This is a genomic window from Jannaschia halovivens, from assembly GCF_046452375.1.
GTDB lineage: Bacteria > Pseudomonadota > Alphaproteobacteria > Rhodobacterales > Rhodobacteraceae > Jannaschia > Jannaschia halovivens.
This window is the reverse complement of the sequence record NZ_JBKFDJ010000001.1, coordinates 910,616-936,562: the sequence shown is the minus strand read 5'-3', so window position 1 is coordinate 936,562 and position 25,947 is coordinate 910,616. Positions and strand designations below refer to the sequence as shown.

The following is a 25,947-nucleotide window of genomic DNA, read 5'->3' as shown; positions in this document are numbered from 1 at the left end:
AGCTAGTGAACCCTACCGCGGAGGAACGCGCCATGTCCGTCAATCCGAACGCCGTCCATTCGGTCGATTTCGTCTGGGAGCAGACCGTCGAGGAGGCGCGCGCGCTTCTGCGGGAGGAGCCGCTGCTGGGCGGGTTGGTGCATGGGTCGATCCTGCATCATTCGTCGCTCGAGGCGGCGCTGGCCTATCGGTTCGCGCAGAAGCTGTCTTCCAACGAGATGAGCGAGCAGGTGCTGCGCGAGATCGCCGATGGCGCGATGGCCGCCGATCCCGAGATCGCGATGGCGGCGCGGGGTGATGTCGTGGCCATCTTCGAACGCGACCCGGCCTGCCACCGGTTCATCCAGGCCCTGTTGTATTTCAAGGGTTTCCAGGCGGTCACGGCCTATCGCATCGGTCATTGGCTGTGGCGGACGGGACGCAAGGACCTGGCGTATTACGTGCAGATGCGGGTGAGCGAGCGGTTCGGCGTGGATATCCATCCGGGCGCGCGGATCGGGCGCGGCATCATGATCGACCATGCCCATTCCATAGTCATCGGCGAGACGGCGGTGGTCGGCAACAACGTCTCGATGCTGCATTCGGTGACGCTGGGCGGCACGGGCAAGGAAGACGACGACCGGCACCCGAAGATCGAGGACGGGGTCCTGATCGGAGCGGGTGCAAAGGTGTTGGGCAACATCCGGGTCGGGCATTGCTCGCGGATCGCGGCCGGATCGGTCGTGCTGGAGGACATTCCGCCCAAGAAGACCGTAGCCGGGGTGCCGGCGCGGGTCGTGGGCGAGGCGGGCTGTGCGCAGCCGTCGGTGATGATGGACCAGTTGATCGGCGTGCGCGGCAGCGACGACGGCTGACCCCCACACAGACGAACGAAAAGGCGGCGCCGGGGGTATCCCGGCGCCGCCTTTTTTCGTTTCGATTCCGGAGTTTAGGCGAGCATGGTCATCGGGTTTTCGAGATTGTCGGCGAAGGCCTTTAGGAACTCGGCCCCGAGCGCGCCGTCGATCACCCGGTGGTCGACGCTGAGTGTGACCGACATGACGATGGCGGCGGTGATCTCGCCATCGGCGCCGATTACCGGTTTCTTGACGCCCGCGCCGACTGCGAGGATCGAGCCGTGCGGCGGGTTGATGACCGCGTCGAAATTGTCGATTCCGAACATCCCGAGGTTGGAGATCGCGAAGCTGCCGCCCTGGTACTCGTGGGGGGCGAGCTTACGGTCGCGGGCGCGGGTTGCAAGGTCCTTCATCTCGGCGCTGAGTGCGCTGAGCGACTTCATGTGGGCGTCCTTGAGGACGGGGGTGAACAGCCCGCCTTCGATGGCCACGGCCACGGCGACGTCCGAAGGCTTCAGCTTGATGATCCGGTCGCCCGCCCAGACGGCGTTGGCGTCCGGGACGGCCTGGAGGGCGAGGGCGCTGGCCTTGATGATGAAGTCGTTGACCGACAGCTTCACGCCCCGGTCTTCGAGCTGCTTGTTGAGCTGGCTGCGGAACTTCATCAGGTTGTCGAGCCGGATGTCGCGCCGCAGGTAGAAATGCGGAATCGTCTGCTTGGCCTCGGTGAGGCGTGCGGCGATGGTCTTGCGCATCCCGTCGAGCTTGACCTCTTCGAACTCGCGACCCTCGTACATCTTGAGGACCGTCTCGGCCCCCATGCCGGCGGCCATCGCGGGCTTCTGGCCCTCGGTCTTGGCGGTGGGTGCGGCATCGGCAGCGGCGGGTGCAGGGGTCTTGGCGGGATCGAACGCCTCGACATCGGCTTTCACGATGCGGCCGCGCGGGCCGGAGCCCTTGACCTGGGCCAGATCGATCCCCTTGTCCTTGGCGATCCGGCGCGCGACCGGGGTCGCGAAGATGCGGTCGCCCTTGGGCGCGGCGGGCGTTGTGTCGGCAGCACCGCCAGCCTCACGGCCGTAACCGGCCTGCGGCTCGGTCGCGGGGGTGGCATCGGCGGGGGCGGCGTTGGACGACGCCTCGGGTGCCTTCGGGGTCGAGGCTGAGGCGACGTCGTCGGCGCTCTCGCCCTCCTCCAGCAGCACGGCGATGGGCGAGTTGACCTTCACGCCTTCGGTGCCCTCGGCCACGATGATCTTGCCGATCGTGCCTTCGTCGACGGCCTCGAACTCCATCGTGGCCTTGTCGGTCTCGATCTCGGCCAGAAGGTCGCCGGACGAGACCGTGTCGCCTTCCTTGACCAGCCATTTCGCGAGTGTGCCTTCCTCCATCGTAGGGGAAAGTGCGGGCATCAGGATCTCGGTTGCCATGATCGCGGCCCCTTACTTGTAGGTCACTTTGCGGACGGCCTCGACGACTTCGTCGGTCGTCACCAGCGCCAGCTTTTCGAGGTTCGCCGCGTAGGGCATGGGCACGTCCTTGCCGGTGCAGGTGATGACCGGCGCGTCGAGATAGTCGAACGCGCGCTGCATGATCGTGGAAGCCATGTGGTCGCTGAAACTGGCGACCGGGAAGCCTTCCTCGATCAGGACGCAGCGATTGGTCTTCATGACCGAAGCGAGCACGGTGTTGTAATCGACCGGCCGGAGCGTTCTGAGGTCGACGACCTCGGCCTCGATCCCGTCGGCGGCCAGCTTTTCGGCGGCTTCGAGGGCGTAGGTCATGCCGATCCCCCAACTCACCAGCGTCACGTCGGAGCCCTCGCGCCAGATCTTCGCCTTGCCGAAGGGCACGGTGAAATCGTCGAGCTTGGGTACGTCGAAGGACTTGCCGTAGAGGATCTCGTTCTCGAGGAAGATGACCGGGTTCGGATCGCGGATCGCGGTCTTCATCAGGCCCTTCGCGTCCGACGCCGAGTAGGGCATCACGACCTTGAGACCGGGGATCGACGCATACCACGCCGCGTAGTCCTGGCTGTGCTGGGCGCCGACGCGGGCGGCGGCGCCGTTGGGGCCCCGGAACACCATGGGCGCACCCATCTGGCCGCCGGACATGTAGAGCGTCTTGGCGGCCGAGTTGATGATCTGGTCGATCGCCTGCATGGCGAAGTTGAAGGTCATGAACTCGACGATGGGCTTTAGGCCCCCGAAGGCCGCGCCGACGCCGATGCCGGTGAAGCCGTGTTCGGTGATCGGTGTGTCGATGACGCGCTTGTCGCCGAACTCGTCCAGCATGCCTTGGGTGATCTTGTAGGCACCGTTATATTCGGCCACCTCCTCGCCCATCACGAAGACCGTGTCGTCGCGGCGCATCTCCTCGGACATGGCGTCGCGCAGGGCCTCGCGGACGGTCTGCTGGACCATCTCGGTGCCCTCGGGCCAGTCGGGCGCGGCGTTGGGTTGCGGGGCAGGGGTCTCGTCGGCGACACGGGCGGCGGCGGGCGCGGGCGTGGCGGCCTCCTCGCGGGCGGGCTGGCTCTCGGCCGCGGGCGTCGTGGTGACGTCGTCGGCGCTCTCGCCCTCCTCCAAAAGCACGGCGATGGGCGAGTTGACCTTCACGCCCTCGGTGCCCTCGGCCACGATGATCTTGCCGATCGTGCCTTCGTCGACGGCCTCGAACTCCATCGTGGCCTTGTCGGTCTCGATCTCGGCCAGGATGTCACCGGAGGCGACGGTGTCGCCTTCCTTCACGAGCCACTTGGCGAGCGTGCCTTCCTCCATCGTGGGGGAGAGGGCGGGCATCAGGATTTCTGTCGCCATCACACGGTCTCCTGCGGGATTTCGTCGGCGTAGATGTCGGTCCAGAGTTCTTCGAGCGCGGGCTCGGGGCTTTCCTTCGCGAACTCGGCGGATTCGTTGACGATGTCCTTTATCTCCTTGTCGACGGCCTTGAGGTCGTCTTCGGTCGCGTGCTTGCCGGTCAGCAGCATCTGGCGGACCATCTCGATGGCGTCGCGCTTCTCGCGCATTTCCTGCACCTCGTCGCGGGTGCGGTATTTCGCGGGGTCAGACATCGAATGGCCCCGGTAGCGATAGGTCTTGATCTCGAGGATGTACGGGCCCTTGCCTTCACGGCAGACGGCGACGGCCTTCTCGCCGGCGGCCTTGACGGCGAGGACGTCCATACCGTCCACCTCCTCGCCCTTGATGCCGTAGGCCGCACCCCGTTCCCAGTAGCTGGGCGAATGGGTCGATCGCTTGGTCGAGGTGCCCATGGCATACTGGTTGTTCTCGATCACGAAGATGCAGGGCAGGTTCCACAGCTCGGCCATGTTGTAGGCCTCGTAGACCTGGCCCTGGTTGGCCGCGCCGTCCCCGAAATAGGTGAAGGTGACGTTGTCGTTGCCCTTGTACTTGTCGGAGAAGGCAAGGCCCGCGCCCAGCGGCACCTGAGCCGCGACGATGCCGTGTCCGCCGTAGAAGTGCTTCTCTTTCGAGAACATGTGCATGCTCCCGCCCTTGCCCTTGGAGTAGCCGCCCTCACGGCCCGTCAGCTCGGCCATGACGCCCTTGGGGTCCATGCCGCAGGCCAGCATGTGGCCGTGGTCGCGGTAGGAGGTGATGCGCTTGTCGCCTTCCTTGGCCGTCGCCTCGAGACCGACGACGACGGCTTCCTGACCGATATAGAGATGACAGAAGCCGCCGATCAGACCCATCCCGTAGAGTTGGCCCGCTTTCTCCTCGAAGCGTCGGATGAGGAGCATGTCGCGATAGTATTGAAGCAGTTCGTCCTTCGAGACGTTCGGCTTGGCGGAACTCTTGCGTGTGGCCATGGGGCGGCAGTCCTCCGGTTGCAGGATCGTTCAACGTTAAACAATCTGCTACACGATCCGTTCCGCAAGGGACAGACCCTGTTACCGCAAACGCGTCCGCGCCGTTATTCCACGAGGATTTCGTCCGTCCGCGCCATGCCGAGGACGAGACGCGCGCGTTCGTCCAAGAGGTCGAGATCGAGGTAATCGTCCGAAAGCCGCCGCGTCGCGTCGCGCATCCGCGCGGCTTGCATGTCCAGATTGGCCAACTCGGCGCGCAGCAGGTCGCGCTCGGCCTCCAGCTCGACCCGGCGGAACACGCCGTATTCGCCTTGGACGGCAGCGAAGACGAAATAGCCGGCGAACAGGATCAGAAGGATCGGAAGGATCAGGCCGTAGCCCGCGCGTCTGCCTGTGGTCGTCATCTGCCGTGCCTCGCTCGGGTGCCTCTGACGGGCGCCTCGCGGGCGTTATGACATGGGGCGGGGCGTGTGTGAATCCCCCTGCGACGCGGCCGTGGCGGATGCGCCACGGGCGGCCTACCCAGCGATCGAGGCCGCGTGGATCGAATCGATGGTCTCGGCCAGCTGGCGGTCGAAGGCGGCCTCGTCCTGGTCGTCCGACAGCCCCTCGGTCAGGGCGCGGCTGAAGCTGGCGATGACGCCGCGATTGCGCCCCAGCCGGTCATTGGCCTCGGCCCGCGAATAGCCGCCCGAGAGCGCCACGACTTGGAGCACCTTCGGATGGTCCACCAGCGGGGCGTAGAGGTCGTCCACCTCGGGCAGGGTCAGCTTGAGCATGACCTCGGCCCCGTCGGGCAGATGGTCGAGCCCCTGGAGGATCCGGTCGCGCAGGATCGTCTCGGCGTCGGCCTTGTCGGTGATGGAGATCGACACCTCCGGCTCGAGCATCGGGATTAGCCCGTGGCCGAGCACCTGCGCGCCGATCTCGAATTGCTGGTCGACGATCCGGCCGATGCCGTCGGGATCGGCCGCGTCGATCACCGAGCGTTCCTTGGTGCCGAAGATGCCCTTGGCCTTCGCGCGCGCCAGCGTCGCGTCGAGGTCGGGGATCGGCTTCATCAGCTGGACGCCACGGTTCTCGGGAGCGAGCCCCTTGTCGATCTTGAGGAAGGGGACGACGCCGCGCGTCTCCCAAAGATAGGTCGCGGCGGGCTGTCCGTCGAACTCGCGGTCCATCGTCTGCTCGAAGAGGATCGCGGCGATCACCTTGTCGCCGGTGAAGGCGGGCGAGGTCACGATCCGTTCGCGCATGGCGTGGATCAGGTCGAACATTTCCGCGTCCGATGCGTAGCGGTCCTCGTCGATCCCATAGAGCCGGAGCGCCTTGGGCGTTGAGCCACCCGATTGGTCGAGGGCCGCGACGAAGCCCTGTCCGGCGCGGATCTTGGCGGCTTGATCGGTCTGGGACATGGGACGGCTCCGGGCTGGCAGGGACGGGATGCCCCGGCACCTAGGCCGCGCTCCGGGCGCCGTCCATCCTGTTCGCGCTATCAGTCTTCGAGGGCGGCGACGCCCGGCAGGGTCTTGCCTTCCATCCATTCGAGGAACGCGCCCCCGGCGGTGGAGATGTAGGTGAAGTCCTCGGCCACGCCCGCATGATTGAGCGCCGCGACCGTGTCGCCTCCGCCCGCGACCGACACGAGTTGGCCCTTCCGGGTCAGCTCCGCCGCGTGCCGTGCGGCGGCGGTGGTGGCGTCGTCGAAAGGGGTCATCTCGAACGCCCCGAGGGGGCCGTTCCAGATAAGCGTCGCGCACCCGTCGAGCACGGTGCGGATATGGGCCACGCTGTCGGGCCCGGCATCGAGGATCATGTGACCGTCGGGTACGTCCTCGACGCGGACCGTTTGGGTCGGAGGATCGGCGCGGAACTCTGAGGCGGTGACGACATCGCGGGGCAGGAGGATCGCGCAGCCCGCGGCCTCGGCCTTGGCGGCGATCTCGCGGGCGGTGTCGAGGAGGTCGTGCTCGCAGAGGCTCTTCTTCACGTCGACGCCTTGTGCGGCGAGGAAGGTGTTCGCCATGCCGCCGCCGATGATGAGGTGCTGCACACGGGTCACGAGGTTGCCCAGCAGGTCCAGTTTGGTCGAGACCTTGGCCCCCCCGACCAGCGCGGCCACGGGCGGCTTCGGATCGCCGAGTGCCCGTTCCAGCGCCGTCAGCTCCGCTTCCATCAGGCGTCCCGCACAGGCGGGCATCTTCCGGGCCAGGGCGTGGGTCGTCGCGTGGGCGCGATGCGCCGCGCTGAAGGCGTCGTTGCAATAGACGTCGCCCACGGCGGCGAGGCGGGCGGCGAAGGCCTCGTCGTCCTTCTCCTCGCCGGGATGGAACCGCACGTTCTCGAAGAGGAGGACATCGCCCGCATTCATGGCCGCGACGGCGGCGCCGTAATCGCCATCGGCAAAGGTTACTTCGGTGCCGAGATGTTCGGAGAGGGTCGGAACGAGCTGTCGCAGCGACATCTCGGGGACGACCTTTCCCTTGGGCCGGCCGAAATGCGCCAGAAGGACCGGTTTGCCGCCCCTCGCAAGGATGTCGCGCACAGTGGGCACGATGCGTTCGATGCGCGTGGCATCCGTGACGCGGCCGTCCTCGACGGGGACGTTGATGTCCACGCGGGTGAGGACGACGCGCCCGTCGAGTTCCATGTCGTCGAGGGTCTTGAAGGGCATGGCGCGGCTCCTGTGGAGGGAGGCCGGGGCTCCGCCCCGGACCCCGGCATATTTATGGAACATCGATGGGCGGCGGGGCTTCGTTCCGGTCTGTCCAGCCGATACGATCGGGGCGGACGATCACATCGCCGCCGACCCCGATCCGGTCCTCGCTAGATCAGCGACCCCATCTTGACCGCCGTATCGGCCATACGGTTCGAGAAGCCCCATTCGTTGTCGTACCAGGTCAGGATGCGGCACATCTTGCCGCCATCCATCACCTTCGTCTGGTCGGTGGCGAAGATCGAGGAATGCGGGTCGTGGTTGAAATCCGACGAGACCAGCTTCTTGTCGGTCACGTTGAGGATGCCCTTCAACTCACCCCCGGCGGCGGCCCGGATCGCGTCGTTGATCTCGTCCACGGAGGTGTCGCGGGCGGCGGTGAAGGTCAGGTCCACGACCGAGACGTTCGGCGTCGGCACCCGGATCGCCACGCCGTCGAGCTTGCCGTTGAGCTCCGGCATCACGAGGCCCACGGCCTTGGCGGCGCCCGTAGAGGTCGGGATCATCGAAAGCGCGGCGGCGCGGGCGCGGTAGAGATCCTTGTGCATCGTGTCCAGCGTCGGCTGGTCGCCGGTATAGCTGTGGATCGTGGTCATGAAGCCGCGTTCGATCCCGATGGCGTTGTGCAGGACGTGGGCCACGGGCGTCAGGCAGTTGGTGGTGCAGGACGCGTTCGACACGATCAGGTCGTCGGCGGTCAGCGTGTCGTGATTGACGCCGTAGACGATGGTCTTGTCGGCATCCGTCCCCGGCGCCGAGATCAGGACGCGGCTGGAGCCGTTGTCGAGATGGGCCTGGCATTTCTCCTTGGAGGTGAAGATGCCGGTGCATTCCATCACCACGTCGACATCCGACCAGGGCAGGTCGGCGGGATTGCGGATCGCGGTGACGCGCATCTGACCGCGGCCCACGTCGATCCAGTCGTCGCCGGTCGTCACCTCGGCGGGGAAGCGGCCGTGGACGCTGTCATACTGCAGAAGGTGCGCGTTCGTCTCGACCGGGCCGAGGTCGTTGATCGCGATCACCTCGATGTCGGTCCGCCCCGACTCGACGATGCCGCGCAGGACGTTCCGACCGATCCGACCGAAGCCGTTGATTGCAACCTTGACCATGATGTCCTCCGGGGATGGGCGATGCGTTCGAGCGGCAACCGGACGTTACCGCTAACGGTTCCGGCGCTAGCATGTCGTGGGACATCCGTGCAACCGGAGGATACGCCGGATGTTCAGCGCCAGAAGGAGATGTAGTCCGACAGGCGGATCAGCTGACGCCCTAGAAAGACGATCACGCCCGCGTCGTTCAGAAGGATGTCGGCCAGCGCGCAGGCGAGAAGCGCGAGGCCGATCACGAAGGCGGGACGGTTCGTCATGCCGGGAAGCTTCGCAGGGCCCGGCAGCGATGGACAGGGGGCTGGGGCTGGACGGGCGCGGGGTGTGCGCGACGCGCCACGGCCCGGCCGCTCAGATCAGGCGGCCCATGTGTCCCGCGACGTCGGCCATGCGGCACGAGAATCCCCATTCGTTATCGTACCACGCGAGCACGCGGACGCTGCGGCCGACGACCTTGGTCTGGTCGGGCGCGAAGATGCAGGACTGGGTCGTGTGGTTGAAGTCGATCGAGACCTTGGGCTCGGGGTCGTAGGCCAGCACCGCGCCCATATGGCCCGCCGCCGCCTCGGCGACGATGGCATTGATGTCGGCCACGGTGACATCCCGCCCCGCCTGGAAGGTCAGGTCGACGGCCGAAACGTTGGGCGTCGGCACCCGGAGCGCCGTCCCGTCGAGCTTGCCCGCAAGCTCCGGCACCACCTCGCCGATGGCCTTCGCCGCGCCGGTCGAGGTCGGGATCATCGCCATGGCGGCGGCGCGGGCGCGGTAGAGATCGTCGTGGCGCCGGTCGAGCGTCGGCTGGTCGCCGGTATAGCTGTGGATCGTGGTCATGATCCCGCTTTCGATGCCGATGGCGTCGTTCAGCACCTTGGCCAGCGGTGCGAGGCAGTTGGTCGTGCAGGACGCGTTCGACGCGACGTGGTGGTCGGTCGTGAGGCTGCGATGGTTCACGCCGTAGACCACGGTCAGGTCGGCATCGGTCGCGGGGGCGGAAACAAGGACCCGCTTGGCGCCGCGCGACAGGTGGATCGCGGCGGCGTCGCGGCGGTTGAACTTGCCCGTGCATTCGAGGACGACGTCCACCCCCTCCCAGTCCAATGTCTCGGGATCGTAGGTCGACTGGACGCGGATCGGCCCGTGCCCTAGGTCGATCGCGTCGCCCTCGACCCGGACCGTGCCGCCGTAGCGGCCGTGGACGCTGTCGTAGCGCAGCAGGTGCGCGTTGGTCTCGATCGGGCCGGTGGCATTGAGGGCCACGACGGTGACGTCGTTGCGCCCGGCGCTGGCGATATGGGCCAGCGTGCAGCGCCCGATGCGGCCGAAGCCGTTGATCCCGATGGTGACGGTCATGCCGTGCCCCCCCTGTGCCCCGCGGCCGGGATAGGCGGCGCGCGGCCCGGCGGGCAACGGGCAATCGGCATGCGGCGGCATGCCGTTAGCGTTAAACCGGGCCGGTGGCGGTAACGGTTGACGCTAACCACGGCCGGGCCGCGGCGCAGCCGGACCTTGATGCGGCCGGATGGGCGCTAGATCACCCGTCAGACGACAGGAAGGATTCGCGCGCCATGAGTGGACTTCTCGCATTGCTCGACGACGTGGCGGCCATCGCCAAGGTCGCGTCGGCCAGCATCGACGACATCCTCGGGCAGGCCGCCAAGGCCGGGACCAAGGCGGCGGGCGCGGTGATCGACGACGCCGCCGTGACCCCGAAATACGTCCACGGCTTCGCCGCCGCCCGCGAATTGCCGATCGTCTGGAAGATCGCCCGCGCCAGCGCGTTCAACAAGCTGGTGATCCTGCTGCCCGCGGCGCTGATCCTGTCGGTCTTCGCGCCGTGGCTCATTCCGTGGTTCCTGATCCTCGGCGGGCTCTACCTCTGTTACGAGGGGGCCGAGAAGGTCTGGCACTGGCTCGTGCCGCACGACACGCTGGCCAAGATCAAGGACCCCGAGCACACGCCCCTCGACGCCGCCCATCTCGAGGAGCAGCGCGTCAAGGGCGCGATCAAGACGGATTTCATCCTCTCGGCCGAGATCATGACCATCGCGCTGGCTTCGACCGATCCGACGGCCGGGCTCTGGATGAAGGCCGCGGTCCTCGGTGTCATCGCGGTCGTCATCACGGTCGCCGTCTACGGCGCGGTCGCGCTGATCGTGAAGGCGGACGACGTGGGCCTGCACCTGGCGGAAGAGGGGCGGACCTCCTTCGGGCGCCGCCTGGGGGTCGCCATCGTAAAGGGCATGCCGGGCTTCATGACCGGACTGACCATCGTCGGCACGGCCGCGATGCTCTGGGTCGGCGGCAATATCGTGGTTCACGCGTTGCACGAGATCGGCTGGCATCTGCCCTATGATACGGTCAAGTCGCTGGCCGGGGCCGTGTCCGAGGGCGGGTTCCTCAACTGGCTCGCGACGGCGGTGCTGGACGGGATCATCGGGGTCGTGCTGGGCCTGCTGTTGATGCCCGTCGTCGGTGCGGTCATGGGCGCGCTCGGCAAGAAGGACGACGCCGCGGCGCATTAGGCTTCGAGGAAGCGCCGTTCGTCTGAGCCATCTAAGTCGCGAGCGAACAGTCCGGGTCATGCGGCGATGCCGCTAGGCTAACTCTCATCCGGCGTCGGTGCTTCTTCGATACCGAGAACCCGGTGCAAATCTTCGCGAAAGGCGAGCTGTTGGACATCGCTGTCCGATGCTGCATGACGATTGGGTCCGGTTAGCGCCGCCAGCCCCTTGGGGCGGCGCTGCGGCCGGCGCGCGTGATCTGGGTCAGACCAACGAGCCGTGGCGCCCATTGCGTCCCCATGTCTGGCGGATAGACCGCCCGCATCGATGAAGAGGCCGACGCCATACCTGCCGGTTGCCAGGTCCCGATGCCGATCGGCCATCGCCGTGTGGCGAAAGCGGCGCGCCGACACGCCGCCCTGCTGGTTTCAGAGCAATTCCCGCGTGGCTTTTGCCACTGCCTCGGCGGTGATGCCGAAATGGTCGAACAGCTCGCCCGCGGGGGCGGAGGCCCCGAAGTCGTGCATCCCGACGAAGGCACCTTTTTCGCGCTTGCCGCGCTCGCCGTAGAGCCAGCGATCCCAGCCGAAGCGGATCGCCGCCTCGACGGCCACACGGACGGGACCGGCCGGCAGGATCTTCTTGCGGTACTTCTCGTCCTGCGCTTCGAACAGCTCCCAGCAGGGCATCGACACGACCCGCGTGCCGATCCCGTCCTGTTGCAGCAGGTCGCGCGCGGCCATGGCGACATGCACCTCCGAGCCGGTGGCCATGAGGATCGCCATGCGCTTGCCCTCGGCCTCGGCCATCACGTAGGCGCCCTGCGCGACGAGGTTCTTGTTGGAGAACTCGGTGCGTTGGGCCGGCAGACCCTGCCGCGTCAGCACGAGGACGGACGGCGTGCGCGTGGAGGTCAGCGCCAATTCCCACGCCTCGGCGGTCTCGGTGGTGTCGCAGGGGCGGAAGGTGTTGGTGTTGGGCGTCGCGCGGCAGATCGCGAGGTGCTCGACGGGCTGGTGGGTCGGCCCGTCCTCGCCCAGGCCGATGCTGTCATGGGTCATGACGAAGTTCGACGGGATGCCCATTAGCGCGGCCAGCCGCATCGCGGGGCGCGCGTAGTCGGTGAAGGCGAAGAACGTGCCGCCATAGGGCTTCGCGCCGCCATGCAGCGCCATGCCGTTGATGCAGGCGGCCATCCCATGCTCGCGGATGCCGAAATAGATGTAGCGTCCGGCGCGATTGTCGGCCGTAAAGATGCCCATGTCGTCGGTCAGCGTGTTGTTCGACCCGGTCAGGTCAGCCGACCCGCCGATGGTCTCGGGCATGATCGGGTTCACGATCTCCAGCACCATTTCCGACGACCGGCGCGTGGCGACCTTGGGCTTGGTCTCCACCAGTTGGCGCTTCATCGCCTTGATGGTCGCCGAGAGCTTCTTCGGGGCCTCGCCGCGCAGGGCGCGCTCGAACTGGTCGCGCTTGCCCCGGCCCAGCTCGGCGAAGCGGACCTCCCACTCGGCGCGGGCCTCGGAGCCGCGTGCGCCGATCTCCTCCCATTCGGCCTTGAGGTCGGGCGCGATCTCGAAGGGCGCGGCCTCCCAGCCATAGGCGCGCTTGGTTGCGGCGATCAGGTCGGGATCGGTCAGCGCGCCGTGGCCCTTGGAGGTGTCCTGCGCGCTCGACCCGATGGCGATATGCGTCTTGCAGGCGACCATCGTGGGCTTTTTGCCCTTCTTGGCGTCGGTCAGGGCGGCGTCGATGGCCTCGGGGTCGTGGCCGTACACCTCGATCACGTCCCAGCCGCTGGCCTTGAAGCGTTGCCGCTGATCGGTGCTGTCGGAGATCGAGACCTTGCCGTCGATGGTGATGCCGTTGTCGTCCCAGAGGACGATCAGGTGGCTCAGCTCAAGATGCCCGGCCAACGCGATGGCCTCCTGGCTGACGCCCTCCATCAGGCAGCCGTCGCCCGCGATGACCCAGGTGTGGTGATCGACGATCTTGCGGCCGAAGCGGGCGCGCTGGATCTCCTCGGCGATGGCGAAGCCGACCGAGGTGGCGATGCCTTGGCCCAGCGGGCCGGTCGTGACCTCGATCCCCGGCGCGTGGCCGTATTCCGGGTGGCCCGCCGTGATGGCGCCCAACTGGCGGAAGTTGCGGATCTGGTCGAGCGTCATCTCGGGATAGCCCGTCAGGTGCAGCAGCGAATAGAGCAGCATCGAGCCGTGGCCCGCCGACAGGATGAAGCGGTCGCGGTCGGGCCAGTCGGGGCGCGAGGCGTCGAACTTGAGGTGCTTCTCGAAGAGGACGGTGGCGACGTCGGCCATGCCCATCGGCATCCCCGAATGGCCCGAATTGGCGGCCGCGACGGCATCGAGGGTCAGCGTGCGGATCGCGGCGGCGCGGCGCCAGTGGCCGGGGTTCGCGGCGCGCAGCGCGTCGAGGTCGGGTCCGGTGGTCTCGTCGGTCATGTCTGGTGCTCCCTCGGGCTGTGCCTCTCCCTAGGCGGGGGCGCGCGGGCGTGCAAGCCAAGGGGCGCGCGGGCTTTGACACCGGCGGCGGTTTGGGGTCGATTGGCCCCACACGACCCATCCAGAGGACGGACCAGATGGCGGAGCAGGCGGAACTCGACGCGCGGATCGCGCGCATACAGGCGGCGCTGGGTGCCACGGCCCGCGCCTTGAAGGCCGCACAGGACAGGGCCACGGCCCCCGCGGATGACAAGGGCGGCGATACCAATGGGATGCAGGCCGAACTCGATGCCGCGCGCGCCCGCATCGCCGAGTTGGAGGCCGGGGCCGACGCGCCCGCCGCCGAGCCTGCGCATGCGCCGGGCGAAGCCGACGGCGTACGCCTGCGCGCCGCGCTCGAGGCGATGGCGGCCACGAGCGCCGATCTGCGCGCCCAGACCGACGGTGCCGTCGATGCCTCGCTCAAGGCCGAGAACGACGCGCTCCGGGCCGCGCGCGCCATGGATCTCGCCGAGATGCAGGCGCTTCTGGCCGAACTGGAACCCATGCTGGAGGCGGCCAATGCCTGACATGACCATCGAAATCGGCGACCGCACCTTCATCGTCGCATGCCAGGACGGCGAAGAAGGCTATCTCAACGCCGCCGCCGAACTCCTCGACCGGGAGGCCAAGGCGCTGTCGCAGAGCGGCGCGCGGCTGAACCAGGACCGGCTGTTGCTGATGGCGGGGCTGATGCTGGCCGACAAGACGATCTCGGCCGACGAGGAGTTGCGCGCGCTCGACCGGCGGCTGGCCCAGCAGACCCAGCTTCTCGACGAGATGCGGGCTCATCCCGCCCCCGAGCCGAAGACGGTCGAGGTCATCAAGGAGGTGCCGACCGAGGTGATCCCCGAGGACGCGCTGGCCCGGCTCGACAAGCTGGCCGAACAGGCCGAGGCGATGGCGGCCGAGGCGGCCGAACTCGCCGGCTAGGGCGCGTCAGCCCAACCCGATCTCACCCAGCAGCCGCGCGGCCTCGTCCGCCGGGGTCGCGAGCTTGCTGCGGTCCTCGCCGGGATGGAACCGGGCGCGGACCGCCGTGCCCATGGGCTTCGGCGTCAGGAGGTGGACGCGCGCCGCCGTCTCCGTCGTCGCCTCGGCCTGCCACGCCTCGATCATCGCGCGCTGGGCGGCCTTGGTCGCGGTGTAGCCCGCCGAGAAGGGCAGGGGCATGGGGTCGTCGAAGAACACCGCCGTGCCCCCGCCTGCCGCCTGAAGGAGCGGCGAGACATAGGGGATCAGCCGCGACAGCGCCGTGACGTTCACGTCCACCGCCTTCGCCATGTCCCGCTCGTCGATCATCGTCGTAGGCGTCAGCGGCGTCGCGTGCACCGCCGTGTGCACCCAGAGCGGCAGCTTGCCCCAGCGGTCGTGGATGCCCCTGCAGAGCTGCTGCATCGCGGCGGCCACGGTGATGTCCATCGGGGCCAGTGTCGCGGCCCCGCCCGCGGCCTGGATGCGGTCATCCAACTCCTCGAGCGCGCCCTGGGTGCGGGCGACGGCGACGACATGGGTGCCGGCGGCGGCCAGCCGTTCGGCGATGGCGGCGCCGAGGCCGCGCGAGGCGCCGGTGACGAGGGCGAGGTCGGGACGATCAGTCATGCCCGCCCCGTGCCACGCGCGGGGCGCGGCATCAAGCGGGGGCGCGTTGACACGGGGCGGCGCGCGGCGGAAAAGATGCGCGACATAGTCAACAGGAGGTCCGTGATGACCCAGAACATGCAGGCTGTCGCGTCGACATCGAACCAGTGGTCGCTCGGCCGGAAGGCCGCGCTCGTGGCGGCGGGGACTGTGCTGATCGCGCTGGCCGCACAGGTCAGCATCCCGTTCTTCCCGGTGCCCCTGACGCTGCAGGGTCTCGCGATCCTGACAATCGGCCTTACGCTGGGCGCGCGGCTGGGCGCGGTCACCGTCCTGGCCTATCTGGCCGAGGGCGCGATGGGCCTACCGGTCTTCGCCAATGGCGGCGCGGGTCTCGCCTATCTGGCCGGGCCGACGGGCGGCTTCCTCCTGGGCTTCGTGGCGATGGCCTATATCGCCGGGCTCGCCGCCGGGCGCGGGCTTGTTGTGATGATCGGCGCGTCGCTGCTGGCGGCCGCCGCGATCTACCTTCCGGGCGTGGCGTGGCCCTATGCCGTCGCCAGCGCCGCGGGCATCGAGGCCGGCTGGGCCTCGACCTCCGCCGCGGCTCTCTGGTCGGGCTGGGTGGCCCCGTTCCTGCTGGGTGATGCGGTCAAGGCCGTGCTGGCCGCGCTGATCGTGACCGGCGGTCGCCGGGCCTTGGCGGCGCGCCGCGACGCCTGATCGGTTCCGACCTCGACATCGGAGGGCCGCGCCGGGCTGGCGCGGCCCTTTTCTTTTCGGGTCCGAGCGCGCTCAGACCATCGGCGGGATCTGGTGGACGGGACCCGCGCCTGCCATCGCGGCGAGGGACGGCGGCGTCGGGCCATCGACGCCCCGCGCGCGCGCCGCGCCTCGAGTTCCAGCACAGGTGGCGCTTGCACGCCGGGCTGCCGCGCGCCGCCACATCGCCAGCGCCGCATCGGTCAGGTCGGAGCCTTCGGCGGCCAGCATCCGCGAGATCACCGAGACGGGCGTGAAAGTCCAGAAGCTGCAGGCTTCGAGCAGGTAGGGCGCGCCGGTCTCGGCATGGATGCGGAAGTCGAAGAGCGAGTAGTCCCGCCCGCCGAGCGCCGCATGCATTGTCAGCGCCGCGTCGCAAAGCTGGGCGCGCGTGTCTGCCGCCAAGGCGGCGGGGCAGGTCGTCTCGAGCGTCGGCTGCTCCCAAGCGTCCATGGTCACCGCTCCGGTCCCGTCGATCGCGACCTTGTCGGCCCGCTCGCGGATCGGGTGGTCGGGCGTGACGTGGTATTCGAGGATCGGCAGGACGCGCGGCTCGGGGTCCTCGATCACGCCGACCCGCACCTCGCGGCCGGGAATGTAGGCCTCGATCAGCGCGGTCGCGTCATGATCAAGCGCTGCCTCCACCGCCGGGGCGAGGTCGTCGCGGGTCCGCACCAGGGTCAGGCCCAGCGAGTTGTCTTCGCGGTCGGGTTTCACGATGGCGGGCAGGGCGACGTCTGGCAGGTCGGCGGCGTCCGTCACGCGGACCGAGGCCGGTACGCGCACCCCGGACGCCTCGGCAAGCGCCTTGGTCGCCAGCTTCGACGTCGAGGTGACGGTCGCGGCCAACGGCGGGCCGACGACAGGAATGCCGAGCGCGGTCTCGAAGAGGCTGCGCCACGTGGTCATGCCGTCGGGACAGAAGAGATGCGGGACGACCACGTCGTATCCCGCCGCCAGGTCCATCGCGCGGGCCAGCGTCACGGGCCGCCCGTTCCACGCGAGCCCGCCATCCGGCTCGACCACGAGAAGGGCGGCGGTCGTGTCCTCGGGTGTGACGCAATTGCGCTGATAGGTCAGGGACAGGTCGCGGTAGAAGCGCGTCGTGGTGGCACCGGCGATGTGCAGGATTTTCAAGATGTTGCCCTCCGCTCTGGGAGGCGAGAGGTAGGGCGCGGGCGCGGCCTGTCGAGGCGCGTCGCGCCGCCCTTCGGATCGCGGTGCGAATGCCGGGGGCGTCGGCTTATTCGGCGGCCTTTAACTGGAAGCCGCGCGACACCTGATCCGACGGCTCGACCGGGTATTCGCCCGAGAAGCAGGCATCGCAATATTGCGGCGCGTCCGGGTCACGGCCGCCGGCTTCACCGACGGCGCGGTAGAGCCCGTCGAGCGAGATGAACTTGAGGCTGTCGACGCCTAGATGCGCGCACATCTCGTCTTCGGTCATGGTCGCGGCCAGCAGCTTCTCGCGCTCGGGCGTGTCGACGCCGTAGAAGCAGGGCCACGCGGTCGGCGGGCTGGCGATGCGGAAATGGACCTCGGCCGCGCCGGCATCGAGGATCATCTCCTTGATCTTGCGCGAGGTGGTGCCGCGCACGACGCTGTCGTCCACGAGCACGATCCGCTTGCCCTTCACCAGCGCCCGGTTGACGTTGAGCTTCAGGCGGACGCCCATGTTGCGGATGCTCTCGGTCGGCTCGATGAAGGTCCGGCCCATATACTGGTTGCGGATGATGCCCATCGCGTAGGGGATGCCCGACGCGAGGCTGTAGCCGATGGCGGCGGGGGTGCCGGAATCCGGAACCGGACAGACAAGATCGGCCTCGACGGGGGCTTCCCTGGCCAGTTCGCGCCCGATCGCCTCGCGGGTGGAATAGACCGAGCGGCCGCCGAGGATGCTGTCGGGGCGGCTGAAATAGACATGCTCGAAGATGCAGAAGCGCGGACGGCGCGGCTCGAACGGGCGGTGCGAGGTCAGCTTGTCGGGCGTGATGACGACCATCTCGCCCGGCTCGACCTCGCGGATGAACTCGGCGCCGATGATGTCGAGCGCACAGGTCTCGGAGGCGAGGCACCAGCCGGGATTCGGCCCGTCTCCGACGCGGCCCAGCACCAGCGGGCGCACGCCCAGCGGATCGCGCACGCCGATCAGCTTGGTGCGCGTCATCGCGATGACGCTGAACGCGCCTTCGACCCGGCGGAGCGCGTCCTTCATCCGCTCGGGGATGTTCTGCTGCAGGGATCGCGCCATCAGGTGGATGATGCATTCGCTGTCCGAGGACGACTGGAAGATCGAGCCGCGCTCGATCAGCTCGCGCCGAAGTGCGTCGGCATTCGTGATGTTGCCGTTATGCGCGATGGCCGCACCGCCCATTGCGAACTCGCCGAAGAAGGGCTGCACGTCGCGGATCGCGGTCGCGCCCTTGGAGCCGGAGGTCGAATAGCGGACATGCCCGATGGCGAGGCTGCCGGGCAGCATGTCCATCACGTCCTGCGAGGTGAAGTTGTCGCGGACATAGCCGAAGCGGCGAACCGAGTTGAAGCCGTGATCGGAGTCGTGGACGACGATGCCGCCCGCCTCCTGCCCGCGATGTTGCAGCGCGTGGAGGCCGAGCGCGGTGAAGTTCGCGGCCTCGGTCACGCCGACGACGCCGAAGATGCCGCATTCCTCCTTCAACTTGTCGCCGTCGAGGACGGGATCGAAGGGGGAGCTGCGCCAATCGGTCATCGGGACATGTCCTGCGAATCTAGGGGCGGTGTGGCCCCGACATACGGACCGGCGCGGCCGGAGTCACGCCCCCGTCGGGCGGTGCGTCATTCGGTTGGTGTCACGGGCTCGACCGGGGCGGCGGGCTCGAAGCATTCGCCCACCAGCGACTCGTAGCGGGTCAGGATCCAGCCGGGCGCGTCCTCGGGGATATTCTCCTCGATATTGCCCTTGGCGCGGCCGAAGATGTTGATCGACCGGCTTTCCTCGACCGCCGGAATGCCCTCGTTCACGATGACCCGGTCGTAGACGACGAACCCCACCGCGATCAGCAGGATGCCGCGCAGGACGCCGAAGACGAAGCCGAGGCCCTGGTCGAAGGGCCCGAGCGCCGAATGGCGCACGGCGGACGACAGGAGCGGCGTGAAGAACGATACCAGCACCAGCGCAAGCGCGAAGACGAGCGCGAAGGCCGCGATCACGGCCAGTTCGCAGCTGTCGCCGAGGATGTCGCCGACGTAAGGGATCTCGCGGACCAGCGGTTCGGCCGCGCCTGCAAAGGTGAAGGCGAGGATCGCGGCAGCGACCCAGCCGAGGATCGCCATCGTCTCGCGGACGAGGCCACGGCTGTAGGCGAGGATGGCCGAGACGACGATGACGAGCGCGACCGCGCCGTCCACATAGGTGAAACCGTCCATTCCGTCCCTCGCTCGGGGGGTGGGTCAGCCCGCGCCGAACACCTCGCCCACCAGCGTGGTCAGGTCCGGCAGAAGCCTGAGGGCCATACCGCCCGCATCCCCCGTCTTGCACCCCTTGGGCGCCATTGCGGCGGTAAAACCAAGTTTGGCGGCCTCCTTCAAGCGATTTTCGGCCTGCGCGACGGGGCGGAGCGCGCCCGAGAGCGAGAGCTCGCCGAAGACGACCGTCTCGGGGGGGATGCCCGCATCCTCGCGCGCCGAGAGCAGGGCGCAGGCGACGGCGAGATCGGCGGCCGGCTCCGAGATGCGGATGCCCCCGGCCACGTTGAGATAGACGTCGAGGCCCCCGAAGCTGATCCCCGTCCGCGCCTCGAGCACGGCGAGGATCATCGACAGGCGCGAGCCGTCCCATCCGACCACCGCACGGCGCGGCTGGCTGAGCTGCGACGGTGCGACGAGGGCTTGGATCTCGACCAGCACGGGACGCGTGCCCTCGATCCCCGCGAAGACGACGGAGCCCGGGGCCGGGGCGTCGCGGTCGCCCAGGAACAGCGCCGAGGGGTTCGCGACCTCGGCCAGCCCGGCGCCCGTCATCTCGAATACGCCGATCTCGTCGGCGGGACCGAAGCGGTTCTTGACCGCGCGCAGGATCCGGAACTGGTGGCCGCGCTCGCCCTCGAAATAGAGCACCGTGTCGACCATGTGCTCGACGACGCGGGGGCCCGCGATCTGACCCTCCTTCGTGACGTGGCCGACGAGGATCACGGCGGTGCCGAAGCGCTTGGCGAAGCTGGTCAGCTCCTGTGCCGAGGCGCGGACCTGGCTGACGGAGCCGGGCGCGCTGTCGACGGTGTCGACCCACATGGTCTGGATCGAGTCGATGATGGCGAGGGACGGGCGCTCGGCCTCCAGCGTGGTCAGAACGTCGCGCAGGTTGGTCTCGGCGGCGAGCTTGACCGGGCTGTCGTCGAGGCCCAGCCGCTGCGCGCGCATCCGCACCTGCGCCGTCGCCTCCTCGCCGGAGACGTAGACCACGCTCTCGCCCCGGCGCGCGAAGGCCGCCGCCGCCTGCAGGAGCAAAGTCGACTTCCCGATCCCCGGATCGCCGCCCACCAGCGTCGCCGAGGCGGGCACGAGGCCGCCGCCCAGCACGCGATCGAGCTCGTCCAGGCCCGAGAGCGTGCGCGGCGGTGGCGCCTCTTCGGTTTGAAGATCGGTCAGAGCCATCTTGCGGCCCTTCGCGGTCCCCAGCGCCTTCTTCGACGGCCCCTGGCTCAGCGGGACCTCTTCCTGGATGGTGTTCCACGCCCCGCAGCCATCACAGCGACCGGTCCATTTTTTGTGGACGGCGCCGCAATCGGTGCAGGCGAACTGGGTGACGGGCTTGGCCATGTTCCCGGTTTGGTCCGTTTAATCGCCGCATACAAGTCCGATTGTCCACGCGGGTGCGACCGAGTGTGGTGCGGCCGATACACCTATCGGGTGCCTTGGCGGCAACGGGCCGTCGGCGTATCTCCGCCGGCCGGATTCCGTTAACGGTTTGTTAATGTTTTGAGTGACGAGGGACGCAGGGATGCAACGGACGATCGCGACGCTGGCGCTGGGCGCCACGACGATCCTGGCGGCTGGTTATGCACAGGCTCAGAGCACATTCGCATATGACGGCGCGCTGACATCGGCGAATACGACCAATCGATCCGGGGCCGGCAGCGTTGGTGGCGCGGGCACACGTGCCTTCGATGCCGTGCCGATCCGCGTTGACGGGAGCGGTACGCTGACGGTTCAGACGACAGCGGCAAGTACGATCAACAACTTTGCGCCATCGGACACGGTCATCTACCTCGTCTCCGGCGCGTTCGACCCTACGGTCGCAACAACGCCGTTGGCCTATAATGACGATGGGCTGGGCTTCGGAGGGCTGTCGATCTTCACGATCGACGTTCCCGACGGCAACTACAGCGTCGTCGTGTTCGGCTTTTCGTCAACCGCCACGGGCACGTTCTCCCTTGCCGGTTCCGGCGCCGTCCTCGGCTGGGGCCCCTCGGTCCCGGTTCAACTCGCCGCCGCAGATGCGGCCTTCGCGACGCTCGCGCGGCGCTTCGTCGTCCAGGCCGGTGGCGTGGCGCGCTCGAATGCGGGCGTCGGGCTTGACCGGACGAACCCGCTGACCTTCGCCTCGACGCGCGGCGTCTCCGGCACGCCGGTCCATAGCTGGATCGAGTTCACCGGCTTCGCGGCGCGCGGCTCCGATATCGACCAGTCCGCAACGGGCTTCCAGCTTGGCGCGGATATCGAGATCGCGCCGAACATGGTCGCGGGTCTCTCGATCGGGACGACCGATCTCTCCTCGGTGCAGGGGGGCTTCGACATCTCGGGCGACCTGCAGTTCGTGCAGCCCTACCTCGCGATGCGCTCCGGTGCCTACCGCGGGGAGGCGAGCCTGATCTGGGGCCGCGGCGACTTCGACCAGGTGACTGCCGGCGGCCTCGGGACCGGCGACACCGAGCTCTACGCCCTGACCCTTTCGGGCGCATATGACATGGCGATGGGCGACGGCGATATCCTCTCGCCGATGGCCTCGCTCTCGATCGGCCGGGAGGAGGTCGAGGGCACGGGCGGTACGCTGGCCGGGGCCGGGACGTCGAAGACCACGTTCGGTACGCTGTCGGTCGGGGCCCGCTACACCAGCCAAATGGAGATGGGGACGGGCTTCGTCGGCCTGCATGCCGATTACGACTACGCCGAAGCCGATACCGCTCTTGTTGCGGGCTTCGAGGATGGCGGCGAGCTGTCCGCCCGGATCGAGTTCGGCGCCGACGTGAACCTGACCGACGGCCTGTCGCTGCGGATGAACGCGGATTTCGGCGGGATCGGCACCGGCACCGACGAGATCGCGGGCGGCCTGAAGCTGGTCTACCGCTTCTGAGCCTGCGCGGGCGCGGACGAAAAAAGGGCCCGGTGCGATGCGCCGGGCCCTTCTCGTTGGATCTCTCGGCTGGGTCTACTCGGCCGGGGTCGCGATCGCGTCGCCGCCATTCGCCTCGCGGCGGGGACGCTGGCCCAGGCCGACGACGTTCTGGCCGCGGTCGTGGCCGGTCAGCTTGAGCGCGTCGGTGACTTCGGCGAGGTCAGCCTGAAGGCGCTCGAGCTGCTTTTCGGCCAGGCCTTCCTCGACCGAGACGGCCTGCATCCAGCGCTTGATCTCCTGCACGGTGGCCTGCGCCATCGAGATGCGCTGGCGGTAGTCCTCGACCTCTTGCTGACGCTGTCTGAGGAAGGATCGCGCGCGGTCGACCTTCTCGTCGTTATAGACCTCGGCCAATTCGCGGCTCTCGACGCTCATCTGCGCGGCGATCTGGAGCACGTCATGCTCGAGATCGGCAAGGTCGGGATGGTTGCGCATCCACTCGATCCGGTCGCGCATCGCGTCGAATTCGCGGCTGAGCTGGAACGTCCCCTCGCGGTCGGCGCGGTGGACGTAATCATAGGCCCGCGCGACATCGGCCATCGAGAGATGGAAGTCGCGATTCGTCACCTCGAGGCGGCGGACGCGGGCGTTGGAGGGTAGGTAGCCGACCAGCATCAGAAGAAGCACCGTCAGGCCGATCTGCGCGATCATGCCCGCATTCACGACCTCGGCCCCGCCCAGCGCGACCGGCAGCTCGATCCAGGGCAGAAGGCCCAGGAACGCGCCTGCGGTCACCGCGACGGCGCCCAGTGCGAGAAGCACGAGAAGAATGGTGCAGACCTGTTGCAACAGGCTCGTGGCGATCGCAACGGATCGGGTCGTCTCAGTCATAGCCAAACCCTTTTGTGGCAGTGGCGGTCGGGTTTCTTGGCTGCTCGATTAACTCATAGCAGAAATCCGCCTATTGAACGCAACGGAATCTTCAGGAGTTCCGAGAGACTTAGAAAGAATCGCCCAGATATCGGTGCCACGCTGCGCCTTGACGCTAGAAGTGCCGTTACGTCACCCGCGATAGGTGCGGCGGTATCGCTGTCCGAGCGATGTCAGAACCTCGTATCCGATGGTTCCGGCGCGGGCGGCCATGGCATCGATGCCGTGATGCGGCCCGAGGATTCGCAAACTGTCGGGGTCGCGATCGAGATGCCCGATATCGACGGTAAGCAGGTCCATCGAGACGCGCCCGACGACCGGGCAGGGGATCGGCCCGGCCATCACCTCGATCCCGGGGGCCAGCGCGCGGTGAAGCCCGTCGGCATAGCCGCCCGCGATCGTCGCGATGCGGGTGGCCGCGGGAGCGGTCCAGGTGGCGTTGTAGCCCACGGAGGTGCCCGCCGGGATGTCGAAGCAGGCCACGACCGGCAGGTCGAGGGTCGCCACGGGTTCGGCCTGCGCGAAGGGCGCGCCGCCATAGAGGCCGATGCCGGGTCGCACCATGTCGAAATGGTAGGCCGACCCGAGGAGCGTGCCGCCGGTCGCCGCCAAGCTTAGCGGCACGGTGATGCCGTCGGTCATCTCGTGGAACCGCGCGAGTTGGCGCGCGCTCTGGTCGCTGCCCGGATCGTCGGCGGCGGCGAGATGCGAGGTCACCAGGACCGGGCCCGCGCGCAGGGCCAGCTCGGCCACGGCCGCCCATTCCTCGAAGGTCAGGCCCAGCCGGCTCATGCCCGTGTCGAGTTGCAGCCCGAAGGGCCGGCGGGGGAGTTGCGCGATCTGGCGCTCGAGCTGGTCGAGCGAACAGATGAGCGGCACGAGGTCGCCCCGCTCGATCGTGGCGGTGTCGCCGGGCATATGGCCGTAGTAGAGGTAGATGCGCGGCTCGGGGCCCAGCGCGCGGCGCAGCTCCAGCCCCTCGTCGGCGGTGGCTACGAAGAAGGCGCGCACGCCTTCGCGGAAGAGACGGGGCGCCACCTGGGTGACACCGAGGCCGTAGGCATCCGCCTTGACCGTCGCCGCCGTCTCGCAGCCGGGGCCCGACAGCGCATCGAGCGCCCGCCAATTCGCCGCGACCGCCTCGAGATCGATATGAAGGTGACCCGTACCCATCGGCGCGGTGTCGCGTCCCGTGCTTGCCGGGTCAAGCACAGACGCGCGGGGCAGTGCCAGCCCGCCGGGGTCTTTGCTCTTCGAATATGCCCGCCCGACCTCGGTCGCGGGCGCCGTGCGGGCCGCGGGGCGAATTCTTTTCCGGAAAAGAATTCCGCGCTCAGCGGCGGTCGTCCTGCCACGGCTTCACGAGATTTCCGAAGCGTGTGAAGCGGCCCTCGAAGGACAGCTCGACCGTACCGATGGGGCCGTGCCGCTGCTTGCCGATGATGACTTCGGCGCGGCCATGGACGGCCTCCATCGCGGCCTGCCATTCGGCCATCTTGTCGAGCTGGTGGTCGCCCGGCTTCTCGCGTTCCTTATAATATTCCTCGCGGTAGACGAACATCACGACATCGGCGTCCTGCTCGATCGAGCCCGATTCCCGGAGGTCCGACAGCTGCGGGCGCTTGTCCTCGCGGTTCTCGACCTGGCGGCTGAGCTGGCTGAGCGCGATGACCGGGATATCCAACTCCTTGGCAATGGCCTTCAATCCCTGGGTGATCGCCGAGACCTCGTTGACGCGGCTGTCCCCCTTGCCCGGCGCGGTCACGAGCTGGAGATAGTCCACGATCAGGAGGTCCAGCCCGTGCACCCGCTTCTGGCGCCTGGCACGGGCGGCGAGTTGTGCGATGGGAAGCGCGGGCGTGTCGTCGATATAGAGTGGGCAGGCCTCGAGCGCCTTGGCAGCCTCGACGAAGCGGCGGAACTCGGCCTCGGTCATGTCGCCGCGGCGGATCTGCTCGGACGGCACCTCGGAGGCCTCGGAAAGGACGCGCGCGGCCAATTGTTCGGCCGACATCTCGAGCGAGTAGAACCCCACGACGCCGCCCGTCACCGCGCCGTCGCGCCCGTCATGGGTCTTGCCGGCGCGGTAGGCCTTGGCGACGTTGAACGCGATGTTGGTGGCGAGCGACGTCTTTCCCATCGAGGGCCGCCCGGCGAGGATCAGAAGGTCCGAGCGGTGCAATCCACCCAGCTTCTTGTCCATGTCCACGAGGCCGGTCGAGACGCCCGCCAGTCCCCCGTCGCGCTGATAGGCGGCGTTTGCGACATCGACCGCCTGCTTGATCGCGGACAGGAAGGACTGGAAGCCCTTCTCGGACTTGCCCTGTTCGGCCAGCGCGTAGAGCTTGGCCTCGGCATCGACGATCTGGTCGGCGGGCTCGGTCTCGACGGTGACGTCGTTGGCCTGCGCGGCGATATCCCGACCCAGCGCGATCAGCTCGCGGCGGATGGCGAGGTCGTAGATCATCTGGGCGTAGTCGCGCACCGCGTAGGCCGCGACCGCCGAGGCCGCGAGCGTCACGAGATAGGACGGTCCGCCCAGCGCGCGCAGCCCCTCGTCCTCCTCGAGGAAGGGCTTCAGCGTCACCGGCGAGGCCAGCGCGTTCTTCTGGATGCGGGCGGCGCAGATATCGAAGATCCGGGCATGGACCGGGTCGTAGAAATGCTCGGCCCGGATCACCGAGGAGGCCCGGTCGTAGAGGTCGTTATTCGTCAGGAGCGCGCCGAGAAGCTGCTGCTCGGCCTCGATATTGTGCGGCAGCGTGACGTCCGTGGCCGCGGGGGCCTGCTGATCCAGTCGTGCGATCTCGTTCATGACACTGCCCCCGCCCGCGGGCGTTCACCGCCCGGCTGTTTCCACTGCTGT

24 protein-coding genes are annotated in these 25,947 nt (G+C 68.1%); 6 read left to right on the top strand and 18 right to left on the bottom strand.

Annotation, left to right across the window (positions count from 1 at the left end; all coding sequences use genetic code 11):
* The first annotated feature begins 32 nt into the window (after positions 1-32).
* Positions 33-854 (top strand): serine O-acetyltransferase, encoded by an 822-nt coding sequence (gene cysE / locus ACK8OR_RS04660; RefSeq protein ID WP_410188278.1) that lies wholly within the window; start codon positions 33-35, stop codon positions 852-854.
* A 74-nt stretch (positions 855-928) separates the two neighbouring features.
* On the opposite strand, the gene ACK8OR_RS04655 is transcribed toward cysE, so the two are convergent.
* The 9 genes from ACK8OR_RS04655 to gap (ACK8OR_RS04615) all read right to left on the bottom strand — a co-directional run bounded on the left by ACK8OR_RS04655 (position 929) and on the right by gap (ACK8OR_RS04615) (position 9,840).
* Positions 929-2,266 carry a pyruvate dehydrogenase complex dihydrolipoamide acetyltransferase gene (locus tag ACK8OR_RS04655; protein WP_410188277.1) on the bottom strand — a complete coding sequence of 446 codons (1,338 nt, stop codon included), beginning with the start codon at positions 2,264-2,266 and terminating at the stop codon, positions 929-931.
* A 12-nt stretch (positions 2,267-2,278) separates the two neighbouring features.
* Positions 2,279-3,655 (bottom strand): pyruvate dehydrogenase complex E1 component subunit beta, encoded by a 1,377-nt coding sequence (locus ACK8OR_RS04650; RefSeq protein WP_410188276.1) that lies wholly within the window; start codon positions 3,653-3,655, stop codon positions 2,279-2,281.
* Positions 3,655-4,668, bottom strand: coding sequence for a pyruvate dehydrogenase (acetyl-transferring) E1 component subunit alpha (gene pdhA / locus ACK8OR_RS04645; protein WP_410188275.1), 1,014 nt, complete (start codon positions 4,666-4,668; stop codon positions 3,655-3,657). Before pdhA ends, ACK8OR_RS04650 begins: the two co-directional genes overlap by 1 nt.
* Positions 4,669-4,772: 104 nt before the next feature.
* Positions 4,773-5,072 (bottom strand): FtsB family cell division protein, encoded by a 300-nt coding sequence (locus ACK8OR_RS04640; protein WP_410188274.1) that lies wholly within the window; start codon positions 5,070-5,072, stop codon positions 4,773-4,775.
* Between the two features lie 114 nt (positions 5,073-5,186).
* On the bottom strand, positions 5,187-6,080 hold the full coding sequence (locus ACK8OR_RS04635; protein WP_410188273.1) for a fructose bisphosphate aldolase: 894 nt from the start codon (positions 6,078-6,080) through the stop codon (positions 5,187-5,189).
* A gap of 80 nt (positions 6,081-6,160) precedes the next feature.
* Complete coding sequence (locus ACK8OR_RS04630; protein ID WP_410188272.1) at positions 6,161-7,339, bottom strand: phosphoglycerate kinase; 1,179 nt, start codon at positions 7,337-7,339, stop codon at positions 6,161-6,163.
* Between the two features lie 152 nt (positions 7,340-7,491).
* Complete coding sequence (gene gap / locus ACK8OR_RS04625) at positions 7,492-8,496, bottom strand: type I glyceraldehyde-3-phosphate dehydrogenase (RefSeq protein ID WP_410189864.1); 1,005 nt, start codon at positions 8,494-8,496, stop codon at positions 7,492-7,494.
* A 110-nt stretch (positions 8,497-8,606) separates the two neighbouring features.
* The gene (locus ACK8OR_RS04620; RefSeq protein ID WP_410188271.1) at positions 8,607-8,750 is read right to left on the bottom strand and encodes a glyceraldehyde-3-phosphate dehydrogenase; all 144 of its coding nucleotides are present in this window, start codon (positions 8,748-8,750) and stop codon (positions 8,607-8,609) included.
* A gap of 91 nt (positions 8,751-8,841) precedes the next feature.
* Positions 8,842-9,840, bottom strand: coding sequence for a type I glyceraldehyde-3-phosphate dehydrogenase (gene gap, locus ACK8OR_RS04615; protein ID WP_410188270.1), 999 nt, complete (start codon positions 9,838-9,840; stop codon positions 8,842-8,844).
* Between the two features lie 215 nt (positions 9,841-10,055).
* Here gap (ACK8OR_RS04615) and ACK8OR_RS04610 point away from each other — a divergent pair, with 215 nt between their 5' ends.
* Positions 10,056-11,012, top strand: coding sequence for a DUF808 domain-containing protein (locus tag ACK8OR_RS04610; RefSeq protein ID WP_410188269.1), 957 nt, complete (start codon positions 10,056-10,058; stop codon positions 11,010-11,012).
* A 407-nt stretch (positions 11,013-11,419) separates the two neighbouring features.
* Here ACK8OR_RS04610 and tkt read toward each other — a convergent pair whose 3' ends face one another.
* On the bottom strand, positions 11,420-13,456 hold the full coding sequence (gene tkt / locus ACK8OR_RS04605; RefSeq protein WP_410188268.1) for a transketolase: 2,037 nt from the start codon (positions 13,454-13,456) through the stop codon (positions 11,420-11,422).
* A gap of 137 nt (positions 13,457-13,593) precedes the next feature.
* Here tkt and ACK8OR_RS04600 point away from each other — a divergent pair, with 137 nt between their 5' ends.
* Both ACK8OR_RS04600 and ACK8OR_RS04595 read left to right on the top strand, forming a co-directional pair.
* Positions 13,594-14,025: a hypothetical protein gene (locus ACK8OR_RS04600; protein WP_410188267.1), complete on the top strand. Its 432-nt coding sequence runs from the start codon at positions 13,594-13,596 to the stop codon at positions 14,023-14,025.
* The gene (locus ACK8OR_RS04595; protein WP_410188266.1) at positions 14,018-14,428 is read left to right on the top strand and encodes a cell division protein ZapA; all 411 of its coding nucleotides are present in this window, start codon (positions 14,018-14,020) and stop codon (positions 14,426-14,428) included. Before ACK8OR_RS04600 ends, ACK8OR_RS04595 begins: the two co-directional genes overlap by 8 nt.
* A 6-nt stretch (positions 14,429-14,434) precedes the next feature.
* On the opposite strand, the gene ACK8OR_RS04590 is transcribed toward ACK8OR_RS04595, so the two are convergent.
* The gene (locus tag ACK8OR_RS04590) at positions 14,435-15,097 is read right to left on the bottom strand and encodes an SDR family NAD(P)-dependent oxidoreductase (protein ID WP_410188265.1); all 663 of its coding nucleotides are present in this window, start codon (positions 15,095-15,097) and stop codon (positions 14,435-14,437) included.
* A gap of 105 nt (positions 15,098-15,202) precedes the next feature.
* On the opposite strand from ACK8OR_RS04590, the gene ACK8OR_RS04585 reads away from it, so the two are divergent.
* Positions 15,203-15,799, top strand: a complete 597-nt coding sequence (locus ACK8OR_RS04585; protein WP_410188264.1) for a biotin transporter BioY — start codon at positions 15,203-15,205, stop codon at positions 15,797-15,799.
* Positions 15,800-15,871: 72 nt separating this feature from the next.
* Here ACK8OR_RS04585 and ACK8OR_RS04580 read toward each other — a convergent pair whose 3' ends face one another.
* The 4 genes from ACK8OR_RS04580 to radA all read right to left on the bottom strand — a co-directional run bounded on the left by ACK8OR_RS04580 (position 15,872) and on the right by radA (position 20,635).
* A complete protein-coding gene (locus tag ACK8OR_RS04580; protein ID WP_410188263.1) occupies positions 15,872-16,975 on the bottom strand; it encodes a D-alanine--D-alanine ligase family protein in 1,104 nt (367 codons plus the stop codon).
* A gap of 106 nt (positions 16,976-17,081) precedes the next feature.
* A complete protein-coding gene (gene purF, locus ACK8OR_RS04575) occupies positions 17,082-18,566 on the bottom strand; it encodes an amidophosphoribosyltransferase (RefSeq protein WP_410188262.1) in 1,485 nt (494 codons plus the stop codon).
* Positions 18,567-18,652: 86 nt separating this feature from the next.
* A complete protein-coding gene (locus ACK8OR_RS04570) occupies positions 18,653-19,243 on the bottom strand; it encodes a CvpA family protein (RefSeq protein WP_410188261.1) in 591 nt (196 codons plus the stop codon).
* Positions 19,244-19,267: 24 nt separating this feature from the next.
* Positions 19,268-20,635 carry a DNA repair protein RadA gene (gene radA, locus ACK8OR_RS04565; protein ID WP_410188260.1) on the bottom strand — a complete coding sequence of 456 codons (1,368 nt, stop codon included), beginning with the start codon at positions 20,633-20,635 and terminating at the stop codon, positions 19,268-19,270.
* 181 nt (positions 20,636-20,816) lie between these two features.
* On the opposite strand from radA, the gene ACK8OR_RS04560 reads away from it, so the two are divergent.
* On the top strand, positions 20,817-22,169 hold the full coding sequence (locus ACK8OR_RS04560; RefSeq protein ID WP_410188259.1) for a hypothetical protein: 1,353 nt from the start codon (positions 20,817-20,819) through the stop codon (positions 22,167-22,169).
* 75 nt (positions 22,170-22,244) lie between these two features.
* Here the strand turns inward: ACK8OR_RS04560 and ACK8OR_RS04555 are convergent, their stop codons facing one another.
* The 3 genes from ACK8OR_RS04555 to ACK8OR_RS04545 all read right to left on the bottom strand — a co-directional run bounded on the left by ACK8OR_RS04555 (position 22,245) and on the right by ACK8OR_RS04545 (position 25,896).
* Complete coding sequence (locus ACK8OR_RS04555) at positions 22,245-23,042, bottom strand: DNA repair protein (RefSeq protein WP_410188258.1); 798 nt, start codon at positions 23,040-23,042, stop codon at positions 22,245-22,247.
* A gap of 171 nt (positions 23,043-23,213) precedes the next feature.
* Positions 23,214-24,254 carry an alanine racemase gene (gene alr, locus ACK8OR_RS04550; RefSeq protein ID WP_410188257.1) on the bottom strand — a complete coding sequence of 347 codons (1,041 nt, stop codon included), beginning with the start codon at positions 24,252-24,254 and terminating at the stop codon, positions 23,214-23,216.
* Between the two features lie 160 nt (positions 24,255-24,414).
* Positions 24,415-25,896 carry a replicative DNA helicase gene (locus ACK8OR_RS04545; RefSeq protein WP_410188256.1) on the bottom strand — a complete coding sequence of 494 codons (1,482 nt, stop codon included), beginning with the start codon at positions 25,894-25,896 and terminating at the stop codon, positions 24,415-24,417.
* Positions 25,897-25,947 lie beyond the last annotated feature (51 nt).